This window comes from Acinetobacter gyllenbergii (assembly GCF_001682515.1).
Lineage (GTDB): Bacteria > Pseudomonadota > Gammaproteobacteria > Pseudomonadales > Moraxellaceae > Acinetobacter > Acinetobacter gyllenbergii.
Genome location: NZ_KV575263.1, coordinates 1 through 21,441, shown reverse-complemented (window position 1 = coordinate 21,441; position 21,441 = coordinate 1). Strand labels below are relative to the sequence as shown.

General features: G+C 43.6%; 17 protein-coding genes. 7 read left to right on the top strand and 10 right to left on the bottom strand.

The genetic code is table 11. The annotated features are described in order from the left end of the window. The first annotated feature begins 4 nt into the window (after positions 1 to 4). Both ppc and NG55_RS09185 read left to right on the top strand, forming a co-directional pair. Positions 5 to 2,686: a phosphoenolpyruvate carboxylase gene (gene ppc / locus NG55_RS09190; RefSeq protein WP_065343082.1), complete on the top strand. Its 2,682-nt coding sequence runs from the start codon at positions 5 to 7 to the stop codon at positions 2,684 to 2,686. Between the two features lie 310 nt (positions 2,687 to 2,996). Next, positions 2,997 to 4,292 (top strand): solute carrier family 23 protein, encoded by a 1,296-nt coding sequence (locus tag NG55_RS09185; RefSeq protein ID WP_004656921.1) that lies wholly within the window; start codon positions 2,997 to 2,999, stop codon positions 4,290 to 4,292. A 54-nt stretch (positions 4,293 to 4,346) separates the two neighbouring features. Here NG55_RS09185 and NG55_RS09180 read toward each other — a convergent pair whose 3' ends face one another. Beyond that, a complete protein-coding gene (locus tag NG55_RS09180) occupies positions 4,347 to 5,102 on the bottom strand; it encodes an SDR family oxidoreductase (protein WP_065343081.1) in 756 nt (251 codons plus the stop codon). 123 nt (positions 5,103 to 5,225) lie between these two features. On the opposite strand from NG55_RS09180, the gene NG55_RS09175 reads away from it, so the two are divergent. Both NG55_RS09175 and NG55_RS09170 read left to right on the top strand, forming a co-directional pair. Further along, complete coding sequence (locus NG55_RS09175; protein ID WP_065343080.1) at positions 5,226 to 6,131, top strand: LysR family transcriptional regulator; 906 nt, start codon at positions 5,226 to 5,228, stop codon at positions 6,129 to 6,131. Between the two features lie 100 nt (positions 6,132 to 6,231). Then, positions 6,232 to 7,122, top strand: coding sequence for a LysR family transcriptional regulator (locus NG55_RS09170; protein WP_065343079.1), 891 nt, complete (start codon positions 6,232 to 6,234; stop codon positions 7,120 to 7,122). Between the two features lie 12 nt (positions 7,123 to 7,134). Here the strand turns inward: NG55_RS09170 and NG55_RS09165 are convergent, their stop codons facing one another. The 3 genes from NG55_RS09165 to ilvD all read right to left on the bottom strand — a co-directional run bounded on the left by NG55_RS09165 (position 7,135) and on the right by ilvD (position 11,209). After that, positions 7,135 to 7,866 carry a sulfite exporter TauE/SafE family protein gene (locus NG55_RS09165; RefSeq protein ID WP_016542205.1) on the bottom strand — a complete coding sequence of 244 codons (732 nt, stop codon included), beginning with the start codon at positions 7,864 to 7,866 and terminating at the stop codon, positions 7,135 to 7,137. Positions 7,867 to 7,947: 81 nt separating this feature from the next. Beyond that, on the bottom strand, positions 7,948 to 9,237 hold the full coding sequence (locus NG55_RS09160) for a hypothetical protein (protein ID WP_023271087.1): 1,290 nt from the start codon (positions 9,235 to 9,237) through the stop codon (positions 7,948 to 7,950). Positions 9,238 to 9,379: 142 nt separating this feature from the next. Beyond that, positions 9,380 to 11,209 (bottom strand): dihydroxy-acid dehydratase, encoded by a 1,830-nt coding sequence (gene ilvD / locus NG55_RS09155; protein ID WP_032864358.1) that lies wholly within the window; start codon positions 11,207 to 11,209, stop codon positions 9,380 to 9,382. Between the two features lie 210 nt (positions 11,210 to 11,419). On the opposite strand from ilvD, the gene fmt reads away from it, so the two are divergent. Both fmt and rsmB read left to right on the top strand, forming a co-directional pair. Beyond that, positions 11,420 to 12,379 (top strand): methionyl-tRNA formyltransferase, encoded by a 960-nt coding sequence (gene fmt / locus NG55_RS09150; protein ID WP_065343078.1) that lies wholly within the window; start codon positions 11,420 to 11,422, stop codon positions 12,377 to 12,379. Next, complete coding sequence (gene rsmB / locus NG55_RS09145) at positions 12,376 to 13,674, top strand: 16S rRNA (cytosine(967)-C(5))-methyltransferase RsmB (RefSeq protein ID WP_065343077.1); 1,299 nt, start codon at positions 12,376 to 12,378, stop codon at positions 13,672 to 13,674. The genes fmt and rsmB overlap by 4 nt, the downstream gene beginning before the upstream one ends. Positions 13,675 to 13,722: 48 nt before the next feature. Here rsmB and NG55_RS09140 read toward each other — a convergent pair whose 3' ends face one another. The 3 genes from NG55_RS09140 to NG55_RS09130 all read right to left on the bottom strand — a co-directional run bounded on the left by NG55_RS09140 (position 13,723) and on the right by NG55_RS09130 (position 17,176). Continuing rightward, positions 13,723 to 13,866 carry a methionine/alanine import family NSS transporter small subunit gene (locus NG55_RS09140; RefSeq protein ID WP_065343076.1) on the bottom strand — a complete coding sequence of 48 codons (144 nt, stop codon included), beginning with the start codon at positions 13,864 to 13,866 and terminating at the stop codon, positions 13,723 to 13,725. Between the two features lie 10 nt (positions 13,867 to 13,876). Continuing rightward, complete coding sequence (locus tag NG55_RS09135; RefSeq protein WP_023271083.1) at positions 13,877 to 15,355, bottom strand: sodium-dependent transporter; 1,479 nt, start codon at positions 15,353 to 15,355, stop codon at positions 13,877 to 13,879. 378 nt (positions 15,356 to 15,733) lie between these two features. Then, a complete protein-coding gene (locus NG55_RS09130) occupies positions 15,734 to 17,176 on the bottom strand; it encodes an aldehyde dehydrogenase family protein (protein WP_016542198.1) in 1,443 nt (480 codons plus the stop codon). Positions 17,177 to 17,308: 132 nt separating this feature from the next. Here NG55_RS09130 and NG55_RS09125 point away from each other — a divergent pair, with 132 nt between their 5' ends. After that, complete coding sequence (locus NG55_RS09125) at positions 17,309 to 18,061, top strand: TIGR04219 family outer membrane beta-barrel protein (RefSeq protein WP_065343075.1); 753 nt, start codon at positions 17,309 to 17,311, stop codon at positions 18,059 to 18,061. 51 nt (positions 18,062 to 18,112) lie between these two features. Here NG55_RS09125 and NG55_RS09120 read toward each other — a convergent pair whose 3' ends face one another. The 3 genes from NG55_RS09120 to NG55_RS09110 all read right to left on the bottom strand — a co-directional run bounded on the left by NG55_RS09120 (position 18,113) and on the right by NG55_RS09110 (position 21,268). Then, entirely contained in the window at positions 18,113 to 19,888 is a 1,776-nt protein-coding gene (locus tag NG55_RS09120) for an SLC13 family permease (RefSeq protein WP_065343074.1), read from the bottom strand. A gap of 361 nt (positions 19,889 to 20,249) precedes the next feature. Next, positions 20,250 to 20,558, bottom strand: coding sequence for an ankyrin repeat domain-containing protein (locus NG55_RS09115; protein WP_016542194.1), 309 nt, complete (start codon positions 20,556 to 20,558; stop codon positions 20,250 to 20,252). Positions 20,559 to 20,575: 17 nt separating this feature from the next. After that, the gene (locus NG55_RS09110) at positions 20,576 to 21,268 is read right to left on the bottom strand and encodes a tetratricopeptide repeat protein (protein ID WP_065343073.1); all 693 of its coding nucleotides are present in this window, start codon (positions 21,266 to 21,268) and stop codon (positions 20,576 to 20,578) included. Positions 21,269 to 21,441: the final 173 nt, after the last annotated feature.

Below are 21,441 nucleotides of genomic sequence, written 5' to 3'. Positions count from 1 at the left end.
TAGAATGATTCAGCAAATCACTGCTCCACTACGTGAAGATGTCCGTTTACTCGGCAATTTACTTGGAGAGACCTTAAAGCAACATGCTGGGCAAGATTTGTTTAATCAGATTGAACAAATTCGCGCATTAGCCAAAGGTGCACGTGACGGCCAGATCGAAGCAGAAAAACAGCTCGAACAATTGTTTCTCGGTTTAAAAGATGAAGAGATTTTGCCGCTGACCCGCGCATTCTCACATTTTCTTAACTTCGCCAATATTGCTGAACAATATCATGTGGTACGTAGCCGTCGTCAGGCCGAGTTCGATGAGCATGCGCCTAGCCCAAACCCATTGCCACATTTATTTGAAAAATTCAAAACCCAACAGATCAATGCACAACAACTATTTCAACAAATCTGTGACCTCAAAATCGAATTAGTGTTGACAGCGCATCCAACCGAGGTCAGCCGCCGTACCCTGATTCAAAAATATGATGATATTACCGACTGTCTCTCCCAGCTGGATCAACAAAAACTCACACCGAGAGAACGCCAACAGACCATTGCGACCCTGAAGCAATTGGTCAGCTCAGCTTGGCAAACCGATGAGATTCGTCAGCATCGTCCAACGCCTGTCGATGAAGCCAAATGGGGCTTTGCCACCATCGAGCAGTCGCTCTGGAATGCAGTACCGAAATTCGTACGTGAACTGAATGAACTCACACAGCAGCATTGTGAGCATGCCTTGCCTTTGAGCATCGCACCAATTCGTTTTGCCTCTTGGATGGGCGGTGACCGTGATGGCAACCCAAATGTGACCCATCAAGTCACCCAAGAAGTGCTGTGGTTATCACGTTGGCAGGCGGCGGATTTATATCTACGTGATATTGAAAATCTGCGTTGGGAATTATCCATTCAAAGCTGTTCTGAAGAACTGACACAAGCTTTAGGTTATGAACACCCAGAACCCTATCGTGAATATTTGCGTGATACGCGTGAACGTTTAAAAGCCACTCGCTATTGGTTGGGACAACGCTTACAAGGTGCTGAAGCCGATGACAGCAATATCATCAAAAATAAAGATGAACTATTAGCGCCGCTACTGCTTTGCTATCGCTCACTGATTGACAGTAACTTGGCCGAGATCGCCAATGGACAATTGCTAGATTTCATTTATCGTGTCAACTGCTTCGGCATTGAACTGCTCAAACTGGATATTCGTCAAGAATCGGGTCGCCATCGCCAGGCGATTTCAGCGATTACCGAATATCTGGGCCTAGGCAATTTTGAATCATGGACTGAACAAGCCCGTCAAAACTTCCTAATTCAGGAACTGCAAAGCAAACGCCCGTTATTGCCTAAGTTTTTCAATGAACCCGAAGGTAGCCTGATTCAGCATCCTGACGTACTGGAAGTATTTGCCACCATGCGTACCTTGGCGGAACAGCCGACCGAGAGCTTGGGTGCCTATATTATTTCCATGGCAGAATATCCAAGTGATGTACTCGCAGTTTTATTGCTGCAAAAGGAAGCTGGGATTCAACATCCGCTACGCGTCGTGCCTTTATTTGAAACCTTAAAGGATCTGGATGGTGCAGCCAAAACCATGAACACCTTGTTCAATATGCATTGGTATAAGCAACATATTCAAGGCAAACATGAGGTGATGATTGGCTATTCCGACTCTGCCAAAGATGCAGGCTTTATGTCCGCCAACTGGGCGCAATATCGCGCTCAAGAAGAATTGACTGCAATTGCCAAACAACATGGTGTGCAATTGACCTTGTTCCATGGTCGTGGTGGTTCAATCAGCCGCGGTGGTGCACCAACGCAGCAAGCCCTGTTCTCGCAGCCACCAGGTTCAATTTCAGGTGCGATTCGAGTCACTGAACAAGGTGAGATGATTCGCTTCAAATTCGGTCTAGAAGGTATTGCACTGCAAAATCTGGAAATCTATACCGCAGCGACTTTAGAGGCGACCTTATTGCCGCCGCCTGAACCGAAACAACAGTGGCGTGATCTAATGAATCAAATGACGGATTTATCGGTCAAAGTCTATCGTCAGACGGTGCGTGAAAATCCAAACTTTGTCAGCTATCTACGCACGGTTACGCCTGAACTTGAGCTACAAATGCTGCCATTGGGTTCACGACCAGCCAAACGAAAAGTCAGTGGTGGTATTGAGTCACTGCGTGCCATTCCTTGGGTATTTGCATGGACACAAATCCGTTTGATGCTGCCTGCTTGGTTGGGTACAGGCACGGCGATTAATCAGGTGCATGAACAACACCAAAACACCTTGAATGACATGCTGGAACAGTGGCCTTATTTCCAAACCCTGATTGATATGCTGGAAATGGTGTTGTCAAAATCGGATGCCGATATTGCCCTGTATTATGAATCACATCTGACTCAAGATCAGGACTTAAAAGTATTGGGAGTTGAATTACGTCAGCGTCTGCAAAATGCAGTGGATACTCTGTTGCGTCTAAAAGGTGAATCGAAACTGCTCAGTAATAATGAAGTACTGGATCAATCCATGCAGGTACGTAAACCGTATTTATTGCCACTACATTTATTACAAGCAGAGTTGATGAAACGTCGTCGCCTGTATCTGTCTGAACATCAAACCGAACACAGCCCTGTCGATCACGCCTTGATGGTGAGTATTGCAGGGATTGCTGCAGGTCTGCGTAATACTGGTTAAGCCCTAAACTCAGCTTTGCCATCAATAGAAACACTGCCTATTGATGGCAAGACTGGCAAAATATGCCATTTCAATTTAAAAATGAGAAAAAAATCAAAAATTATTTTGAAAATAAGAGCGTTAACTTTTCAAAGCATCAGCATGAAAATAAATAATAAAACCGCTAGCTTATTTTGAAACATATTTTACCAAAAGGTAAAAACAAGAACTCACGATGCCTATTCTGGCAATATTCTCAATGGCTTATAGGTGAAAGCTCGTTTTAAGACAGGGTATCATACGCGCTGATATCACATAATGAGTCTAATTTATGTCAAGTTGGTTTCCAAAATGGCAACCGTATCAGGGGAAGATTGATCATCGACCTGTTGCGACAAATGAATATTTACCGCCCTTACAAAGTGCGGTGCTCGGGGTTCAACACGCATTTGCAATGTTTGGTGCAACGGTTCTGGCACCCTTATTGATGGGCTTTAGCCCAAACCTTGCCATCTTAATGTCAGGGATTTGTACCATTATTTTCTTCCTGATCACAGGTGGACGGGTACCAAGCTATTTAGGTTCAAGCTTTGCCTTTATCGGAGTGGTTGCTGCGGCGACAGGACATATCACCGGCTCTGGGGCCAATCCTAACCTTTCAGTTGCACTTGGCGGCATCGTTGCCTGCGGTATTTTTTATGCCTTGATTGGTTTTGCCGTGATGCTGACGGGCACACGCTGGATTGAAAAACTGATGCCACCCGTCGTGACTGGCGCGATCGTGATGATCATTGGTCTCAACCTTGCACCTGTCACCATTAAAGGGGTTGCGGGTCAACCCTTTGAGATGTGGATGGCGCTCATCACAGTACTGAGTATGGGCATCATTGCCGTCTTTACCAAAGGCTTATTACAACGCTTATTACTGCTGGTTGGCCTACTGATCGCCTATGCGATTTATGCCATTGCCACCAATGTTTTAGGCTATGGCAAACCGATTGATTTCTCCCAAATTGCTGCGGCACCATGGTTCGGTATTCCAAGCTTTTCACATCCAACTTTTGATTTAAATGCGATTCTAATTATTGCTCCTGTGGCTCTGATCTTAGTGGCAGAGAATCTGGGACACATCAAAGCGGTGGGGGCAATGACTGGCGAAAACCTGACCCCGCAATTGGGCAAAGCCTTTGTTGCCGACGGTTTAGCCACCACATTATCAGGCAGTGTCGGTGCACCGGGTATGACCACTTATGGTGAAAACATTGGTGTAATGGCGGTGACCCGCGTGTATTCCACCATTGTGTTCGTGATCGCTGGTGTGTTTGCGATTTTCTTGGGCCTTTCACCTAAATTTGGTGCCGTAATCAGTACCATTCCAACTGCAGTCCTCACAGGTGCTTCGATTGTGGTGTTTGGTTTGATTACCATTGCCGGTGCCAAAATCTGGATCGAAAACAAAGTCGATTTTTCGAATAATAAAAACCTGATTATTGCCTCAGTCACTATTATTTTAGGTGCAGGCAATTTTGAATTGTTATTTGGTAGCTTCAATTTAGGTGGTATCGGCACCGCAACGTTTGCTGCAATTTTCCTGAACCTGTTGTTCAGTTTAAAAGATAAAAACTAGAATGTTCAAAGGCAGCGCAAGCTGCCTTTTTTTATTTTGAAAAGGATGCCACGACTAAATAATACCCCCGTTGGCTCTAATCACTTGAGCATTGATCCAGTTACTGGCATCACTCACGGCAAAATCAAGCACCGCAGCAATATCTTCTACTGTACCTAGACGCTCTAAAGGGGCAGCTTTGGCGAGCTGTGCAATCAATGCCTCACTCTTACCTTCAAAAAACAGTTCGGTTGCGGTCGGACCTGGTGCAATCGCATTGACGGTAATGTTTCTGCCTCTTAATTCTTTGGCAAGGATAACCGTCAAAGCTTCGATGGCTGCTTTAGACGCGGTATAAACGCCATACCCTTCCAGCTTCATACCAATCACACTACTGGACAAATTGATAATTTTTCCACCCTGCTCAAGTCGTTTTGCCGCCTCACGCATGGTATAGAGTGCACCTTTTAAATTAATTGCTAAAACTTTTTCAATCGTTTCATCCTTGAGCGCTTCAATTTTTTCAAGAGACATGATGCCCGCATTGTTAATCAGAATGTCGATACGCCCATAATTTTGGATCACATAATCAAACAGCTGCACAACCTGATCAGATTGACTGATATCCGCTTTAAATGCAGTTGCCGTCCCGCCTGCCGCTTTAATTTTTTCAACCAGCTGATCTGCCTCTAAGGCATTATTTGCATAATTGATCACGATCTGGTGTCCTTGCTGTGCCAATAAATTCGCGGTAAAAGCACCAATCCCTCTCGATGCACCGGTAATCAAAATTACTTTCTTCGGATTGATCGCATTTGCTGGTGTATTCATGTCTAACCTCAATCAAATCAACTTATCACTGGATACGATCTATGATACTGTTCAGTGATAACAAGATAATCCATCAAGTTTCGGCTTCTTTATCCGAATAGAGCGAACAAAAGAATTAAGCCTATGGACAAGTTAAATGCAATGTCGGCATTTGTGCATGTGGTTGAGCAGCGCAGTTTTACCAAAGCAGCACAGATCCTGAATCTACCACGCTCGACCCTGACAGATGCGATTAAACAATTGGAAGCGCAACTCAATACCCGCTTACTGTTCCGGACCACACGACAGGTTAATCTGACTGACGAAGGTCAGCTTTATTATCAACGTTGTAAATTTATTCTGGCTTATATCGACGAATCCGACCATGATTTTCTACATGCAAAACCACAAGGTAGTTTAAAAGTCGAAGTCCACGGCATCTTTGCCGCTCATTTTATTATTCCAAAACTACATGAATTTCTCAGTGAATACCCACAGATTCAAGTACAACTGACCGAAAGTGACCGCTATGTCGATATCATTAAGGAAGGTATTGATTGTGTGATTCGGATTGGGCATTTAAATAATAGTGAATTGGTGGTCAGACCCTTGGGACACATTCAACAAATCACCCTTGCAAGTCCTGCATATCTGAAAAAATACGGTACACCGAACACACTCAGCGATTTAAAACAGCATGTGATGGTGGGCTTCTATTCCAGCGCACGACAAAAACCGCTTCCCTTAGAATTCATCATCAACCAGCAAGTGGAACCTTATGATTTAAGTACATTGATTCAGGTCAATGGAGCGCATACCTACTCAGCAGCGGCAGAACAAGGCTTTGGTCTTATCCAAGTCCCGCGTTATGGGCATGTCAAGCAAATCGAAAATGGCCGACTCTGCCCTGTGTTAAGCCAATACGCTGTGCCTTCTTTACCCGTTTCGTTGCTTTATCCCTCAAAAACACGGGTTTCACCCAGACAACGGGTGTTTATTGAATGGATTGTGCAATTGTTTAAAGATCACCCGTTGGATCAGCATGAATAGATCCCGCTCAGTAGCACTTTGCTGCTGCACTTAAGTCCACTATCTTTATTGAAGCGATGTTTAGTATGATGGCTTTTTTATATTTCAATACGTTGCCACCATGCGTTTTGATTTTTTTGATTTACAGCTCGTTCTGCACATCGTCAACACAGGCAGTCTGACCAAAGGCGCGGAACGCTCTGCGATTTCCTTGCAAGCGGCCAGCGAACGGATGAAAAAGCTTGAACAATATTTCGATACGCCTTTATTCATTCGACACACCACAGGCGTTGAGCTCACCAGTGCAGGCCATGCCTTCGCCGAATATGCACGACGCTTGCTGCGACAAAAAGACCAGCTTGAACAAGAGATGCAACGCTTTCGGCAGCAACAACCCGAATCCATAACCCTATGGTGCAACTCCTCCGCACAAAGTGAATATCTGCCACCGCTGTTACCGCAATATCTGATGCGTCATCCTGACATCAATATCGATCTGCATGAAGCTGAGAGTTCTGAGATTATTGCGGCTCTCGGTAAAGGCATGGCCAAATTAGGCTTAGTTTCCAGCTTTTTTGATATTCGTCCTTTACAAACTCAGGAATTTGCCAGTGATCCCTTGGTGCTGATTTGTCCCGCCTCACATGCTCTCGCCCAACACGCACAGTTGAATTTGGTCGAAGCCTTGAACTACGGCTTTATTGGGTTGATGCCGCATCATTCTTTGCAACAATCCATCGAAACCCAAGCCAAACTGCTGGGCTTTAATATTCAGTACCGTTTGCGCTTACCCAATTTTGCTGCGATTGCCGAGGTGGTGGCAAAAGGTGTTGGTATCGCCATTATGCCTGCCCGCGCTGCACAGCGTTTAGCACCAGATTATCATTTCCACACCGTACAACTCATGGGTGCATGGGCCAATCGGAAACTTTTGTTGGCAACACAGGATTTCAGTCAACTGCCCGAAACTTATCAGCAATTTGCAGATTTTTTATTGCAACATCGCCCTTAGTTCAGCCCCCAATTAATGCGATAGCATATAAGCACCTAATGCGACCAACCCCATAAAAAATAGGCGGCGGAAGCGTTGCTCATTCAATTGATAGCGGATTTTTTTACCCAACCACATGCCAATTAAAGCTGCGACCAACGCCACAACCGATAGACGATAATCGAGGGTGATGCCTGCCATCGGATTATGCTGTAAAAACACGGCGAGACAAATGGTGGACACGGTAAAGGTCAAGCCCAAAGCCTGAACCAGCTCATCCCGCTTTAAATGCAAAGACTGTAAATAAGGCACCACGGGAATAATCACCACACCTGTCGCTACGGTCACCGCCCCACCGATATAACCAACTACGGGTGAGAGCCAACGCTCATATTTGCCCAAATGAGGTAGATTCTTAACGCATAGGCCATAAAGCCCGTACAGTATCAGCATCGTCCCCAAGAGAATTTCACTGCTTTGGCCATGGCTTTGGCTTAACGTGGGTAAAAAACTCCAGATCGATCCAACCACTATACCGACCAGTAAGGACCAGAAACGACGCACAAAGGTCCAGACCCGACCCTCAGCAAACAGCTGCCAGATATTGGTGATCATGGACGGAACGATCAGCAGAGAGGCAGCCTGAAACGGACTCATGGCAATCGTCAGTAGTCCCATCGAAACTGCTGGTAAGCCTAAGCCGATCATGCCTTTAATCATGCCCGCAAAGACAAATACCATCACAATAATTGCTAAAAAAGTCACGCCCGAATCTCCGATATTGCATCGGAGTTATGCTACGAAAAAAAGCGCAGCTTGCCCTATTCTTATTTTTGGAAGTAGGCCTCAGGCAGAGCTTGAGGCGGTTCTATATTTATCTTCCAACACATTGCTGATGATACTTTCAATCATCCAGACTCGATACAAGCTGTTAAAGACATAACTTTGCCCATCAATACGCAATTCTAACACTGGAAAATCAGGCTGATGCTTTTGCTGACACAGTTCATCGTTCTGCTTCAGTAAAGCTTCGACATCCTGCTCAGTGATGTGCTCGATCTCTAAACGCTTTTGCATACGCTGGAAATGGGCTTTAAATGACAGGTCTTTACCATGTGTCCACACCCCTGCAAAAATTTGGTGGATACAATCGACTTGTTGTTCTTCAGGCACACTATAAAACAGTCGTGCCATCTCATAGGTCGCTTCTTTGGTCGGACGGCAGAATGGCGTAAATGCCACTTGGGTTCGCTTGGAGACACGAGTAGCCAAGCTCCAGTCAAACCAATCCCGTCCGTGGTAACTGAGCGGATAGACTTTCAGCTGGATATTATAATAATTGGCCAATTCTTCTTTGATATAGGCCAATAATAACCAGCTCATGGGATCTTCAAGTGCGATGTATAAATCTAGCTCGGGATGCATGGCCTGCACTTCATTGAGTGCCTCACCATCATTAATCAAATGCTCACGCCATTCGATATGATTAATCAGGAAAATTGGATTTCCGGTCAGTAATTTTTGCTGTTTCAGACGACGCGTCAGACGCAGTAAATCGTCAACCGCTTGGTATTTACGTTCACCAAATTCAAAATAGCTGGCAGCAACGGGCACATCTTTAAAAATGCGTTCAGGATAATCTTGCGGGCTTTGGTGCTGACTGGCCATTGCGTATAAGGTACGCAATTTTCCATATTGTTGCTGCCACAGCATATGGAACACGTCTTCCAGTAAATGCAAGAAGTTCTGTTCACGTAAAGGGGTATTTCGAAGAATGGTTTCAGCTTGTTGTAATGCTTCTGCGCTGGGAATTTCTGGAGTGTCATCAAAGCCAAAACGATGCTGCTTGGCCAGAATCTTAGCATCATTTAAACAGTAACTGAGCCATTCCTGCTTGGACATGCCATTCGGAGGCTCTGCGTCCTGCCTCGAAATAATCACTTTTAACGGTTTCAGCTCATCACTCAGGATTTCATTGAGCTGATCCAGTTGTTGTACCGCAAGATAGCTATAAACATCGTCTAGACGTAGGTAAATGCTTAAACCCTGTTCCGTGGGTAACACCGCCTGACGAGAAGGTTTCTGATAGAACCAACTCGATCGGATGGGATCAAACCAACGACGTAACAAAGACATGTCGATCGCCTCTAATGGTCATAAAGTGAAATATGAATCGATTACTCAAACTTGGGTTGGAACAAGTGAGTCAATAAGTATGTTCAGTATCTTATAAAATAACAAAAAAGTCCCCCTTAATTGAAAGAGGGACTGAAAGGGATTACAAAACTCGTACTGCGCCTTTGGCTGCGCTGGTCGAATGCATTGCATAAATCTTCAATGACTTAGACACTTTACGTTTACGCTCTTCGGCAGGATGCCAACCTTTGGCTTCCTGCACGGTACGGCGATGCGCCATAGTCGCATCATCCACATTCAAGTGAATGGTACGGTTTGGAATATCAATTTCAATGGTATCGCCATCTTCAACCAAACCAATCGCACCACCTTCTGCTGCTTCTGGAGACACGTGACCGATCGACAAACCTGACGAACCACCTGAGAAGCGACCATCAGTAATCAAGGCACAGTCCTTACCTAGGCCTTTCGACTTCAGGTAACTGGTTGGATACAACATTTCCTGCATACCCGGTCCACCACGTGGGCCTTCATAGCGAATCACCACGATGTCACCCGCTACGATTTTATGATCCAGAATCGCTTCAACCGCGGCATCTTGGCTTTCAAAAACGCGTGCTGTACCCGTGAATTTAAGAATTGATTCATCCACACCCGCAGTTTTGACGATACAGCCATCTAGAGCGATGTTGCCGTAAAGAACCGCTAAGCCACCGTCTTTAGAGAAGGCATGTTCAGCATTACGAATCACGCCTTTCTCACGGTCACCATCCAAAGTTGAATAATAACGGTTTTGCGAGAATGCCACTTGCGTTGGAATGCCCCCTGGCGATGAACGATAGAATTCATAAACATCCGCATCTTCAGTGCGGATAATATCCCACTTGTCTAATGCATCTTTTAGCGTAGGTTCATGCACGGTTGGGCATGAAGTATTCAATAAGTTGGCACGATCGAGTTCGCCCAAGATTGCCATGATGCCACCTGCACGGTGTACATCTTCCATGTGCACGTCTTGTTTTGCTGGTGCAACTTTTGACAATACTGGTACTTGACGAGACAGGCGGTCGATATCATCCATAGTGAAATCAACTTCTGCTTCATGTGCAGCCGCAAGCAAATGCAATACGGTATTGGTTGAACCACCCATTGCAATATCCAAAGTCATGGCATTTTCAAATGCGGCTTTGGTGGCAATTGAACGTGGCAAGATGCTGTCATCATTCTGTTCATAGTAGCGTTTCGCCAGTTCAACCACTAAACGACCAGCTCTTAAGAACAATTTTTCACGGTTGGCATGGGTTGCCACGATCGAACCATTGCCCGGTAGAGATAAACCTAAGGCTTCAGTTAAGCAGTTCATTGAGTTGGCCGTGAACATGCCTGAACATGAACCACACGTTGGACATGCTGAGCGTTCAAATGCAGCCACTTCTTCATCGGTATAGCTTTCGTCGGCTGCAACCACCATGGCATCAACAAGGTCAATCGCCTTTTCATCACCACGGAATTTAACTTTACCCGCTTCCATTGGCCCACCAGACACGAACACCACTGGGATATTCAAGCGCATTGCCGCCATCAACATTCCCGGAGTGATCTTGTCACAGTTCGAGATACATACCATTGCATCGGCGCAATGAGCATTGACCATGTATTCCACAGAATCGGCAATCAAATCACGTGATGGCAGTGAATACAGCATCCCGTCATGGCCCATGGCAATTCCGTCATCGACGGCAATGGTATTAAATTCTTTTGCCACACCACCAGAAGCTTCAATTTCTCTCGCAACAAGTTGACCTAAATCTTTAAGATGCACGTGACCGGGAACAAATTGGGTAAATGAGTTGACTACCGCAATAATTGGCTTGCCAAAATCTTCATCTTTCATACCGGTCGCACGCCATAAACCGCGCGCGCCCGCCATATTTCTTCCATGTGTTGATGTTTTCGAACGATAATCAGGCATTTTTTATTCCCAACAAGTGTGTGCTCGAGAAAAATAAGACTTTCTCTCTGGCGAAATGATACTGAGCTGTTTGCATCATACTACAAGTTATCGTTTAACAGATGACCAACAGGCCTATCTTTTTTTGCACAAAAGCAATTCAAGCAGTGAATTAGGGGCTCGTGGCTTTTTCGCTTATAATTTGGGGTAAGTTTTATTTGGATTCCATTTGTGAAAATCATTTTTGCTGGTACGCCTGAATTTGCGGCAACCGCATTGGCGGCATTATTAAAAACATCCCACCAGATCATTGCGGTTTATACCCAACCTGACCGTAAATCAGGACGTGGGCAAAAATTAACGCCATCGCCTGTTAAACAATTGGCACTTGAACACGGTTTACCTGTTTATCAACCTTTGAACTTTAAAGCGTCTACCGAAGAAGGTTTGGCCGCTCGACAAGAACTTGCTGCACTTGGCGCAGATGTGATGGTGGTTGCGGCCTACGGCTTGATTTTACCGCAAGCGGTTTTAGATACACCGAAATACGGTTGTTTAAATATCCATGGATCACTGTTACCCCGCTGGCGTGGCGCTGCGCCAATTCAACGTGCCATCGCGACAGGGGATACTGAAACGGGCATCACCATCATGCAAATGGCGGCAGGTTTAGATACGGGCGATATGATGTATAAAACCTACTGCCCAATCACCGCTGAAGACACCTCTGCCAGCTTGCATGACAAATTGGCGCTTCAAGGTGCAGAAGCGATTTGTACCGTGCTTGAATCAGAATCAAGCTTGCAGGATTTTATTGAAAAACGTGAAGTGCAAGATGAGGCGCTGACCGTTTATGCGCACAAATTAGTGAAAGCCGAAGCGCGTATCGATTGGACTGTAAATGCAGTTCAAATTGACCGTAATATTCGTGCTTTTAATCCTTGGCCTGTGTCGTTTTGTGAGCTAGACGGACAAGTGTTACGTGTTTGGGCTGCAAAACTTACGATTACTGAGTTTAGTAACAAAGTCGCAGGTGAAATTGTTACGGTAGACAATCATGGTGTGATGGTGGTTTGTGGGGATGGACGGACGTTACTATTAACTAGCGTGCAATGGCCAGGTGGTAAGGCACTCAATAGTGTACAAATGTTACAAACCCAAAAATTACAAGTGGGGCAAATACTGCTATGAACCAATCATCTGCAAAAAATTTAAATCTGCGTGCGCAGGTGATCAAAACACTTTTGGCGGTTCAAAATGGACAATCTTTGTCTTCCGTTTTGAATCAACATATCAATATCGTTTCTGAACGTGACCGCGGTTTATATCACGAGCTTACTTTAGGTTGTTTGCGCCAATGGTATTCGTTAAAAGCCATTACTTTACCCTTGCTCACAAAACCATTAGACAATGAAGCACTCGAAAGTTGTTTATATCTGGGTTTATATCAAATTTTATGTACGCGTATTCCAGTGCATGCTGCGATTTCAGAAACTGTAAATGCGGCTAAGCAACTCGGTTTCGAGCCAATGAGTGGTTTGGTCAATGCGATTCTGCGTCGTGTTTCACGTGAAACAGATGAATTTCAAACCGCATTGAATCATACCCATGGTTTACCAAGTTGGTTATTCAAACGACTCAAAAAAGATTGGCCTGAGCAAGTAGAGCCGCTATGCCAAGCCTTAAAGCAAGTCGCACCACTGACCCTGCGCGTCAACGAACGCCAAGTCAGTCGTAATGAATATTTAGAGATTTTGGACGAAGAACAGATTGATGCTCGTCCTTGCACACTTTCAGATGTGGGTATTGTTTTGGAACAAACGGGCAATATTACCCATTTACCCGGTTTTGAGGAAGGCGGTTTTTCTGTTCAGGATGAGCATGCACAATTGTGCGCCACGCTTTTACCTAACTTAGATGACCAAGTAGTTGTCGATGCTTGTGCTGCACCAGGGGGTAAAGCTGCACATATCCTTGAGCGCTTTAACCCGAAAAAACTGATTGCACTTGATCATGATGCAAAACGTTTATTACGTGTTTCTGAAAATTTAGAACGTCTTGCTCTAGATCAGAACCTTGTTGAGATTGTGACGGCAGATGCCACTACCTGGCAGGCACAGCAACTGGTCGATTGTATCGTGCTGGACGCACCCTGTTCCGCAACAGGCGTGATTCGTCGCCATCCCGATATTCGCCTATTAAGGCAATCAACCGATATCGCGCAAACCGTGGCGTTACAGCAACAGATTTTGCAGCAAATGTGGCAACAACTTAAAGTTGGCGGGACGTTGCTGTATATCACCTGCTCGATTCTCAAAGCTGAAAATGAGCAGCAAATGGCGGCATTCTTTGCAGAACATGCGGATGCTGAAGAAATCAAAATCGAAGCCGATTGGGGAATTGAACAGACTTATGGTCGTCAATTATTACCGTCTGCGCACTCTGGCGATGGTTTCTATTATTGCCGAATTAAAAAATTGGCCTAATCAAAATAAAAAAGCAGGCTTCAAAGCCTGCTTTTTTATTCATTCTATTTAGAGTGTATGCTGATCTTTAACGTCTTCAAGAACATCATCTAACTCTTCTGGGTTTTTGGTTAAGTGTAGAATAGACAATGCCAATCCACCCCATAAAAACACCATTGAAATCACCATCATTACGATTGCTGAAGTATTCATAGTTGTTCTCCTAGCGATCTTTGATTCGGCTGAGTACAAGTGCAACGACAGCACAGAAAATCACGCTGCCCCATCCAAAGATGCCTTGTAAACTCATGCTATAACTATCGTAACCGTTTTTCACCAAGTTAAATACGGTCATACTTAAAGTGGTTAACAAGATCAACGAAGTGATCACGGTTAGGGTGAAATCCCAACCTTTGCCCAGTTGAACAGTCGAGATACGGTTGACATGGTCACGTAATTCACGCAAGGCAGAACGCTTAAACCACGCAATACTAATAATCGAGATCAATGCACCACCAATAATCCCGATGTTATTGATGAAGTGATCGACGATATCCACTAGTTTAATCGCATTCACACTAGAGAATAAGATCACTGAAACCAGTGCACTACCACCACCAATAATCGTTACAGCTTTGGTACGGCCCCATTTCAACTTGTCCTGCATTGCAGCAATTGGCACTTCCAAAATACTCACCATGGAAGAGATACCCGCCACAAACAGCGAAGAGAAGAATAAGAAACCAAATAAATCTGCACCCGCACCTAAACTTGAAATGATTTTAGGAAATGCGATGAATGCCAAACCGATACCACCACTTACAACATCGTGTACTTCTTTACCTGCCGCATGTGCCATAAAGCCCAACGCAGCGAAAATACCAATACCTGCCAAAATCTCGGTTGATGCATTGGCAAAACCAACGATCAAGCCCGAACCAGTTAAGTTGGTTTTTGGTTTTAAGTAAGAGGCATAAGTCACCATGATTCCGAAGCCAACCGACAACGAGAAGAAGGTGTGGCCGTATGCCGCTAACCAAACTTTATAGTTCATCATCGCTGACCAGTTCGGGGTAAAGAATGCATTTAAGCCTTCTACCGCACCAGGTAAACGTAAGGATTGAATCACCAGAACCGTAAACAATACGAATAACAACGGCATGAAGATCTTATTGGATAATTCAACACCCTTCTTCACTCCGCCATACAAAATGATCAAGGTCAGTGCCCAAATCCCAACAATCGGCCAGAACAAATGACTCACGAATTGTAGATCAAAGCCAGTCGCTTTCGAGGTCTGCAAATAGGTATTGAAGAAGAAGCTTTCTGGATCACTGCCCCATGCCTGACCAATCGAGAAGTAGACATAACTCCCCGCCCACGTCAGTACGCTGGCATAGTACAAACCGATGATAATACAGACACAGACTTGCCACCAACCCAGCGTCTCACCCCCTTTAAATAGCGCACGATACGCCTTTGGAGGTGAATTACGCGCGCGGTGTCCGGTTGCATAATCTAAAAATAAAAGGGGTAAACCAGCGGTAATCAACGCCAGTAAATAAGGGATAAGAAACGCCCCGCCGCCATTTTCATACGCAACATAAGGAAAACGCCAAATGTTACCTAAACCTACAGCTGAACCAACAGCTGCAATAATAAAACCAGATCGTGATGTCCAGTTTTCACGAGAATCTGCCATAAAACACCTAAGTTGTCCTGCTGGCTCTTCCATGCTGTGTTAGGTTTTTATTATCCAACAGACATGAAAAGTGCCATAAAAAATCTTGTTTTGCTTGCATGAAATTTCAACCTTGTGGGTCTCCGTTTACATGGACAAACAAAGCAAAAACCAAACCATCTTCCTTAAAGATTGGGCTTTGTTTTTCTGCTTTTAATAGCCGAACAATACCTGTTTTTATTTCTTTTTACTGTAAATTCTGAAAGAAAAAGTCATCTTTTTTTCAACAACTGATTATTTTTCAACAGACTGTAATTTTGACCTTGCAGTCAACTTATAAAAATCAAGTACATAAAACAATCAAGCGAAGCTAAAACTCCGCTTGGGCCACAATCTTTTTTATTGTTTAATGGCTAATAATCGTTCCTCTTGCATATCCCGAATTGCAGAATGAATTCCCTCTCGACCAAGGCCAGAATCCTTCACCCCGCCATAAGGCATATTATCGACACGGAACGTTGGAACATCGTTAATAATCACACCTCCAACATCTAAATGATCCCATGCGTACAGCATCTTATTCAAATTCTGCGTATATACGCCCGCCTGTAAACCAAAGCGACTTTGGTTAATGGTGGCAATGCCCTGCTCAAACGTCTTAAACTTTTCTAAAATTGCCACAGGACCAAAGGCTTCATCTTTATAGATTTCCAGTTTGGCATCGACATTTTCCAGTAAAGTGGGTTCAAACAACATGCCCTGTAAGTTCCCTCCTATCAATATTTTCGTTCCTTTCTTTTCAGCTTTATCCAGCCATTTTTTCAAACGAATGGCCTCAGCCTCCTTAATCATGGGCCCAACCAATGTGGTTGCTAAAGCGGGGTCATCCACTTTGATTTTTTTCAGTTTGGCGACCAGTTTCTTTTTCACTTCTGCATAAAGATCAGCATGCACTAAAATCCGCTGCACGCTGATACAGACCTGCCCCGCATGCCCATAAGCGGCGCTAAGCAAACGATCTATGAGCGCTTCATCAATCACAGTATCTGCATCAATCAGAACCGCAGCATTACCACCGAGTTCTAAGGTGACTTTCTTGCGGCCTGCACGCGCTTTCATATCCCAACCGACCTGATCCGACCCAGTAAAGCTCAAAAGCTTAAAACGATCATCGGTCACCAAAATATCTGCGGCTTGACGCTCACAAGGTAATACCGACCATGAACCTTTAGGCAGATCAGTTTCAGCTAACACCTTGGCAATCATTAAGGCACTAATCGGCGTTAAACTGGCTGGTTTCAGCACAAACGGACAACCTGCTGCAATCGCGGGTGCAATCTTATGTGCAACGAGGTTGAGAGGAAAATTAAACGGGCTGATTAAAGAAATCGCACCAATCGGTACATGCTTGACCATGCCCCGAAAATGGGCAGCAGCAGGTGTCACTGCCAAAGGCAACATGCGTCCATCATCCAGTTGAGTCACTGCATCCGCGGCCAACTGGAAGGTATTAATCAGGCGTTCAACTTCGGCACTCGCTGCCCCGCGAGGCTTGCCGCCTTCAGCAATCAGAATTTCGATCAGTTCTTCGCGCAGTTCATTAAAACGCTTCACACAATGCAATAAGATCTGTTGTTTTTGAAAAGGTTTTAATGCTGCCATTTCCTGTTCTGCTTTTACCGAAGCAGAAATGGCTTTTTCAAGCACTTTGGCATCAGCCAGAGCAACACGTGCATAGACGGTATTTCGATACTTATCATGTACTTCAAGCCATTGCCCCGTGCTCACCGCTTTTCCCGCGACATACAATGGATAATCCCGCACGTTTGCTGTATCTGTCATTCTTCTTGATCCCGTTATAAAAATTTAAAATTAGACTACTGCATATTTTCCAAGATCACTATATGATTCGCCCATTCGCTGATGAATTCACAACAATTCATTACGGTTTTTGATACTGATTAGGACAATGCAATGAAAATATTAAAAATATCAATGTTTGCTATAGGGACGAGTATTTGTGGTCTGGCACAAGCAGATGTGATTGGCGTAAAAGCAGATGCAAGTTATTGGTTTTATGATGGTAAGGCTCAAGTTCAGCCCCATAATACAACATCTTTATCCAACCAAACTGGCGTAGATAATCTTCTATTGGATCCTTATGCAGACTCTCGGGAGTATGATTTAGACCGTAAAGGCTCTGCTCAAATATCACTTGCAATTGAACATCCAATTCCATTGATTCCAAATGCAAAAATTCGCTATGTGAATTTAAAATCACAAACAGAAAAAGAGCTCGCAGGCCAACCTGTTTATGACCTAAACATCGACCATACTGACTTCATTTTATATTATGAGATTTTGGACACCATCGTAAATGCCGATGTGGGCTTAGGTGCAACCAATCTCAATGGCGATATCAAAACACTGAATGTCAGAAAAACAGATATTGATAAGACTGTTCCTGTGATCTATGGATCAGCAGGGGTCAAGTTGCCATTCACAGGCTTAAGTGCAAAAGCTGAGTTGCTCTATAGCAACATCAATGACACCAAGATCACTGATGCACAAGCTGAATTACAATATAACTTTATTGACAATCTCTTAGTCGATGTTGGCTTAAAAGCAGGCTATCGTATCTTGGATGTCAAATTAGATGATTATGATAAAAATGATGTTAAGTTTAATTTTAAAGGCCCTTATATTGGCTTAGATATGCATTTCTAATGTAATGCGCTCACAAAGAAGCAAGCCCTGAATGATTCAGGGCTTTTTCATTTATAACGTGATCGGAAAAAGTAAAAGCAGCAATAAAATCGTTATTGAACCAATCAAGATATTCATCGGTAAACCCACTTTAATAAAATCACTAAAACGGTAATTACCAGGTCCAAGTACCATCAGATTGGTTTGATAACCTAGTGGGGTCGCAAAACTTGCAGAAGCCCCCATCATAATGGCAAAAACAAAAGGGATTGGATTCAAACCAGCTTGCGTCGTGATTTCTAACACAACTGGTAAGGTTAGCAATGCCGCTGCATTATTAGTAATTACTTCGGTCAGTATAGAGACAAAAAAATAGGTCAAAATTAATAATAAAATCGCCTCACCTGCACTGAAATGTACGATCAACTGTGCCAGTATCTCAGCAACCCCCGTTTTCTCTAAGGCGGCCCCTAAAGCAAAAGAAGCGGCAATGGTTAAAATAACCGTCAGATCAAGACTCTTCTCAGCCTGCTTTACTGTTAAACAGCCTGTCAACAACATCATCCCAGCTGCTAATAATGCAGCATTCAACATACTCAGTATGCCAAAGCCTGCTGCAAAAACTGCTGCGAGTAAAATTCCCCATGACAATAATGCCTTCTCATGTTGAGGCGACTCATGGTCGAGTTCATTGACCAAAAGAAAATCTTTATTATATTTTTGACGCGTTACAAAGGCTGGACGTGCTTCTAACAATAAGGTATCGCCAGCCTGTAATTTAATCTGCCCTAAACCACCCTTTAAGCGCTCACCATTACGTGCAACCGCCAATACCACAGCACCGTAGCGATTACGAAACTTAGAATCACGAATTGCGCTACCAATTGCCTCACAATGCGGAGAAACAACCGCTTCGACTAAACGACGACCCGCATGTGCTTCTTCCAAAGTGGTTTTTTCATCAATACTTGCTGGTGCAACCAAACCATGTATCTTCAAAAGTTCAGTGATCGCTTCAGTATCTCCTGCAAATACTAAGCGATCATTGCCGAATAAAATTTCATCCGAAGACACTGCAGTTAAAATCGTTTGCTGCCGTTCAATTTCAACCAGATAAACGCGTTTTAGATGTCTCAAGCCTGCGGCCGCGACTGATTGCCCAACCAATGGTCCATTTGGACTGACCACGACTTCTAAAGTAAATTCTCGCAGATTTGAAAAAACATTTTGCTCTTGGTAATTGGGCAATAATTTGGGTGCGAACCAATACATGATCAACATGCCAATAATCGCGACAGGTAAACCAATCACCGTAATATCGAAAATACCAAAGCCTGCTTGGCCTGTTAGCGCTTGATATTGCCCATTAACCACCAAGTTCGTACTTGTCCCGATCAAGGTAATCGTCCCACCCAAAATCGCGGTATAGCTCAAAGGAATCATTAATTTTGACGGTGCGACCCCAATTTTTTTCGACCAGCTATTTAAGGCTGGAATCATGGTTGCAACAACAGGTGTATTATTTAAAAATGCGCTGAGCGGAGCGATGGGTAAGAAAATTCGCAATAATGCCATGCGTTCAGATTTTGGGGTACCCAATAACTTATTTACAAATAGATCAATTCCTCCTGAATTAGAAATACCCGCCGCAACGACAAACATCGCTGCCACTGTAATCAATCCAGAATTACTAAAACCTGCCAAAGCTTCCTGAGCGGTTAATACACCAAAAACACTTAATATTGTCAAAATTGCCAGCATGACAATATGCGGGGCAATTTTTGAAAAGATGAGTGTAAGTAGCCCCCCAAGTGTTAATCCCAACGACAACCATCCTTCCCAACCCATAGACAGTTTTCCATAAATATACGATTGACTGGAGTCTATATAATTAAAGTTGATATACAAATGTGATTTACTGCTATCTTTAGCTGAAATTATGATAATGCGGTGTGTTTATCGCTAAAATTTCAGAATAGATTTGGAAGCAATGTACGCTAAAACCTACAGCAATCGCAGCAATTGGCGAATATCCCAATACAAACTTTTCACCTATCATACAAAACATAGAGAGACAGGAAGTCTCATTGAGAATAAGAACAGACACAGGACGTGGTCGTTAATAGGATATCAACGACATAAACTGAATATGAAGAAGCCCCGTCAGGATGATGGGGCTTCTTTTTATCTATTCTTTTTTATGCAGGATTTAAAGACTTTTAAGATACGCTACCACTTCGCTATGCTCTGCCATTTCTGCAAGCTGTAATGCGCTATATTCACTTTTATAGGTCACATCCGCCCCCTTGCTCACAAGTAGCTTTACCACCGCCAAATGATCGTTCTCAGCAGCGGCCTGTAATGCACTATAGCCTTCGTCATCGGTCTGGTTTGGGTCTATCCCCTCTGCCAGTAGTTGCTCAACTTGTTCCACATCACCGAGGGATGCCCAATACACCAGCTCAGGCAGATGCAGTTCATCATCTTCAGAGAGTGGAGAGAAAGAATTGAGTTTCATCAGAAATACCTAATTTTTTATTTAAGATAAAGTGTTTTATACTGATCAGCTAGCTCCTTAGCCTTCTTCATTTCTTGGATATTAAAAATTTGAGTAAAATTCTTCAAATTTTTAATTGCCTGATCATTTTCTGTTTCAGCTGAAACACTGATCCATGCGTAAGCTTTATAATAATCTTGTTCAACGCCTAAACCTTGAGCAAATAATAAACCATACTCATTTTGAGAAAAAGAATAGCCAGCTTTTGCTGATTTTTCATACCAAAAAGCAGCTTTAGTATAATCTTGTTTAACAAAGTTCCCTTTGCGAAAAGCATTACCTAAATTAAATTGAGATTGCAAATCTCCTGCATTCGCAGCCTTTTTAGTATATTCAAAACCCTTTTCAGGATTTTTTTGTACTCCAATACCTTCATAATACATAATCGAAAGATTTGCTAAGGAGGGAGCATAACCTTTTTGAGCAGATTGATTAAATAAGTTAAAAGCCTTTTCTACATTCTTTGGGACACCTAAGCCTTGAAAATACAAACTTGCTAAATAGTGTATTGCCTGAACGTTTCCCGTTTTTGCTGATTTTTCAAAACTGTCAAAAGCAACTTTATAATTCTTTTGATAATAAGCTTTTAGACCTGTATCCAACTCATTGATTGCAAAAGCCATACTTGAAACTAATAAGCTAACAACCAATACCAACAAGCCTTTTTTCATATCTACCCCATGTCCCTAGACAAATATAGAGCGATATTAACACAAGCCAATTTATTTATTCTGCCCGCAATAAAAAACACCCCCTCAGCGTTAGCGGAGGGGGTGTTTAGTATTTAAAAGCTGGCGATGACTTACTCTCACATGGCAAGTGCCACACTACCATCAGCGCTAAG

Excerpts from the sequence above, each read along its gene's own strand:
- ppc (WP_065343082.1), top strand. The coding sequence starts at position 5 with ATGATTCAGCAAATCACTGCTCCACTACGTGAAGATGTCCGTTTACTC.
- NG55_RS09185 (WP_004656921.1), top strand. The coding sequence starts at position 2,997 with ATGTCAAGTTGGTTTCCAAAATGGCAACCGTATCAGGGGAAGATTGAT.
- NG55_RS09180 (WP_065343081.1), bottom strand. The coding sequence starts at position 5,102 with ATGAATACACCAGCAAATGCGATCAATCCGAAGAAAGTAATTTTGATT.
- NG55_RS09175 (WP_065343080.1), top strand. The coding sequence starts at position 5,226 with ATGGACAAGTTAAATGCAATGTCGGCATTTGTGCATGTGGTTGAGCAG.
- NG55_RS09170 (WP_065343079.1), top strand. The coding sequence starts at position 6,232 with ATGCGTTTTGATTTTTTTGATTTACAGCTCGTTCTGCACATCGTCAAC.
- NG55_RS09160 (WP_023271087.1), bottom strand. The coding sequence starts at position 9,237 with ATGTCTTTGTTACGTCGTTGGTTTGATCCCATCCGATCGAGTTGGTTC.
- ilvD (WP_032864358.1), bottom strand. The coding sequence starts at position 11,209 with ATGCCTGATTATCGTTCGAAAACATCAACACATGGAAGAAATATGGCG.
- rsmB (WP_065343077.1), top strand. The coding sequence starts at position 12,376 with ATGAACCAATCATCTGCAAAAAATTTAAATCTGCGTGCGCAGGTGATC.
- NG55_RS09140 (WP_065343076.1), bottom strand. The coding sequence starts at position 13,866 with ATGAATACTTCAGCAATCGTAATGATGGTGATTTCAATGGTGTTTTTA.
- NG55_RS09135 (WP_023271083.1), bottom strand. The coding sequence starts at position 15,355 with ATGGCAGATTCTCGTGAAAACTGGACATCACGATCTGGTTTTATTATT.
- NG55_RS09130 (WP_016542198.1), bottom strand. The coding sequence starts at position 17,176 with ATGACAGATACAGCAAACGTGCGGGATTATCCATTGTATGTCGCGGGA.
- NG55_RS09125 (WP_065343075.1), top strand. The coding sequence starts at position 17,309 with ATGAAAATATTAAAAATATCAATGTTTGCTATAGGGACGAGTATTTGT.
- NG55_RS09120 (WP_065343074.1), bottom strand. The coding sequence starts at position 19,888 with ATGGGTTGGGAAGGATGGTTGTCGTTGGGATTAACACTTGGGGGGCTA.
- NG55_RS09115 (WP_016542194.1), bottom strand. The coding sequence starts at position 20,558 with ATGAAACTCAATTCTTTCTCTCCACTCTCTGAAGATGATGAACTGCAT.
- NG55_RS09110 (WP_065343073.1), bottom strand. The coding sequence starts at position 21,268 with ATGAAAAAAGGCTTGTTGGTATTGGTTGTTAGCTTATTAGTTTCAAGT.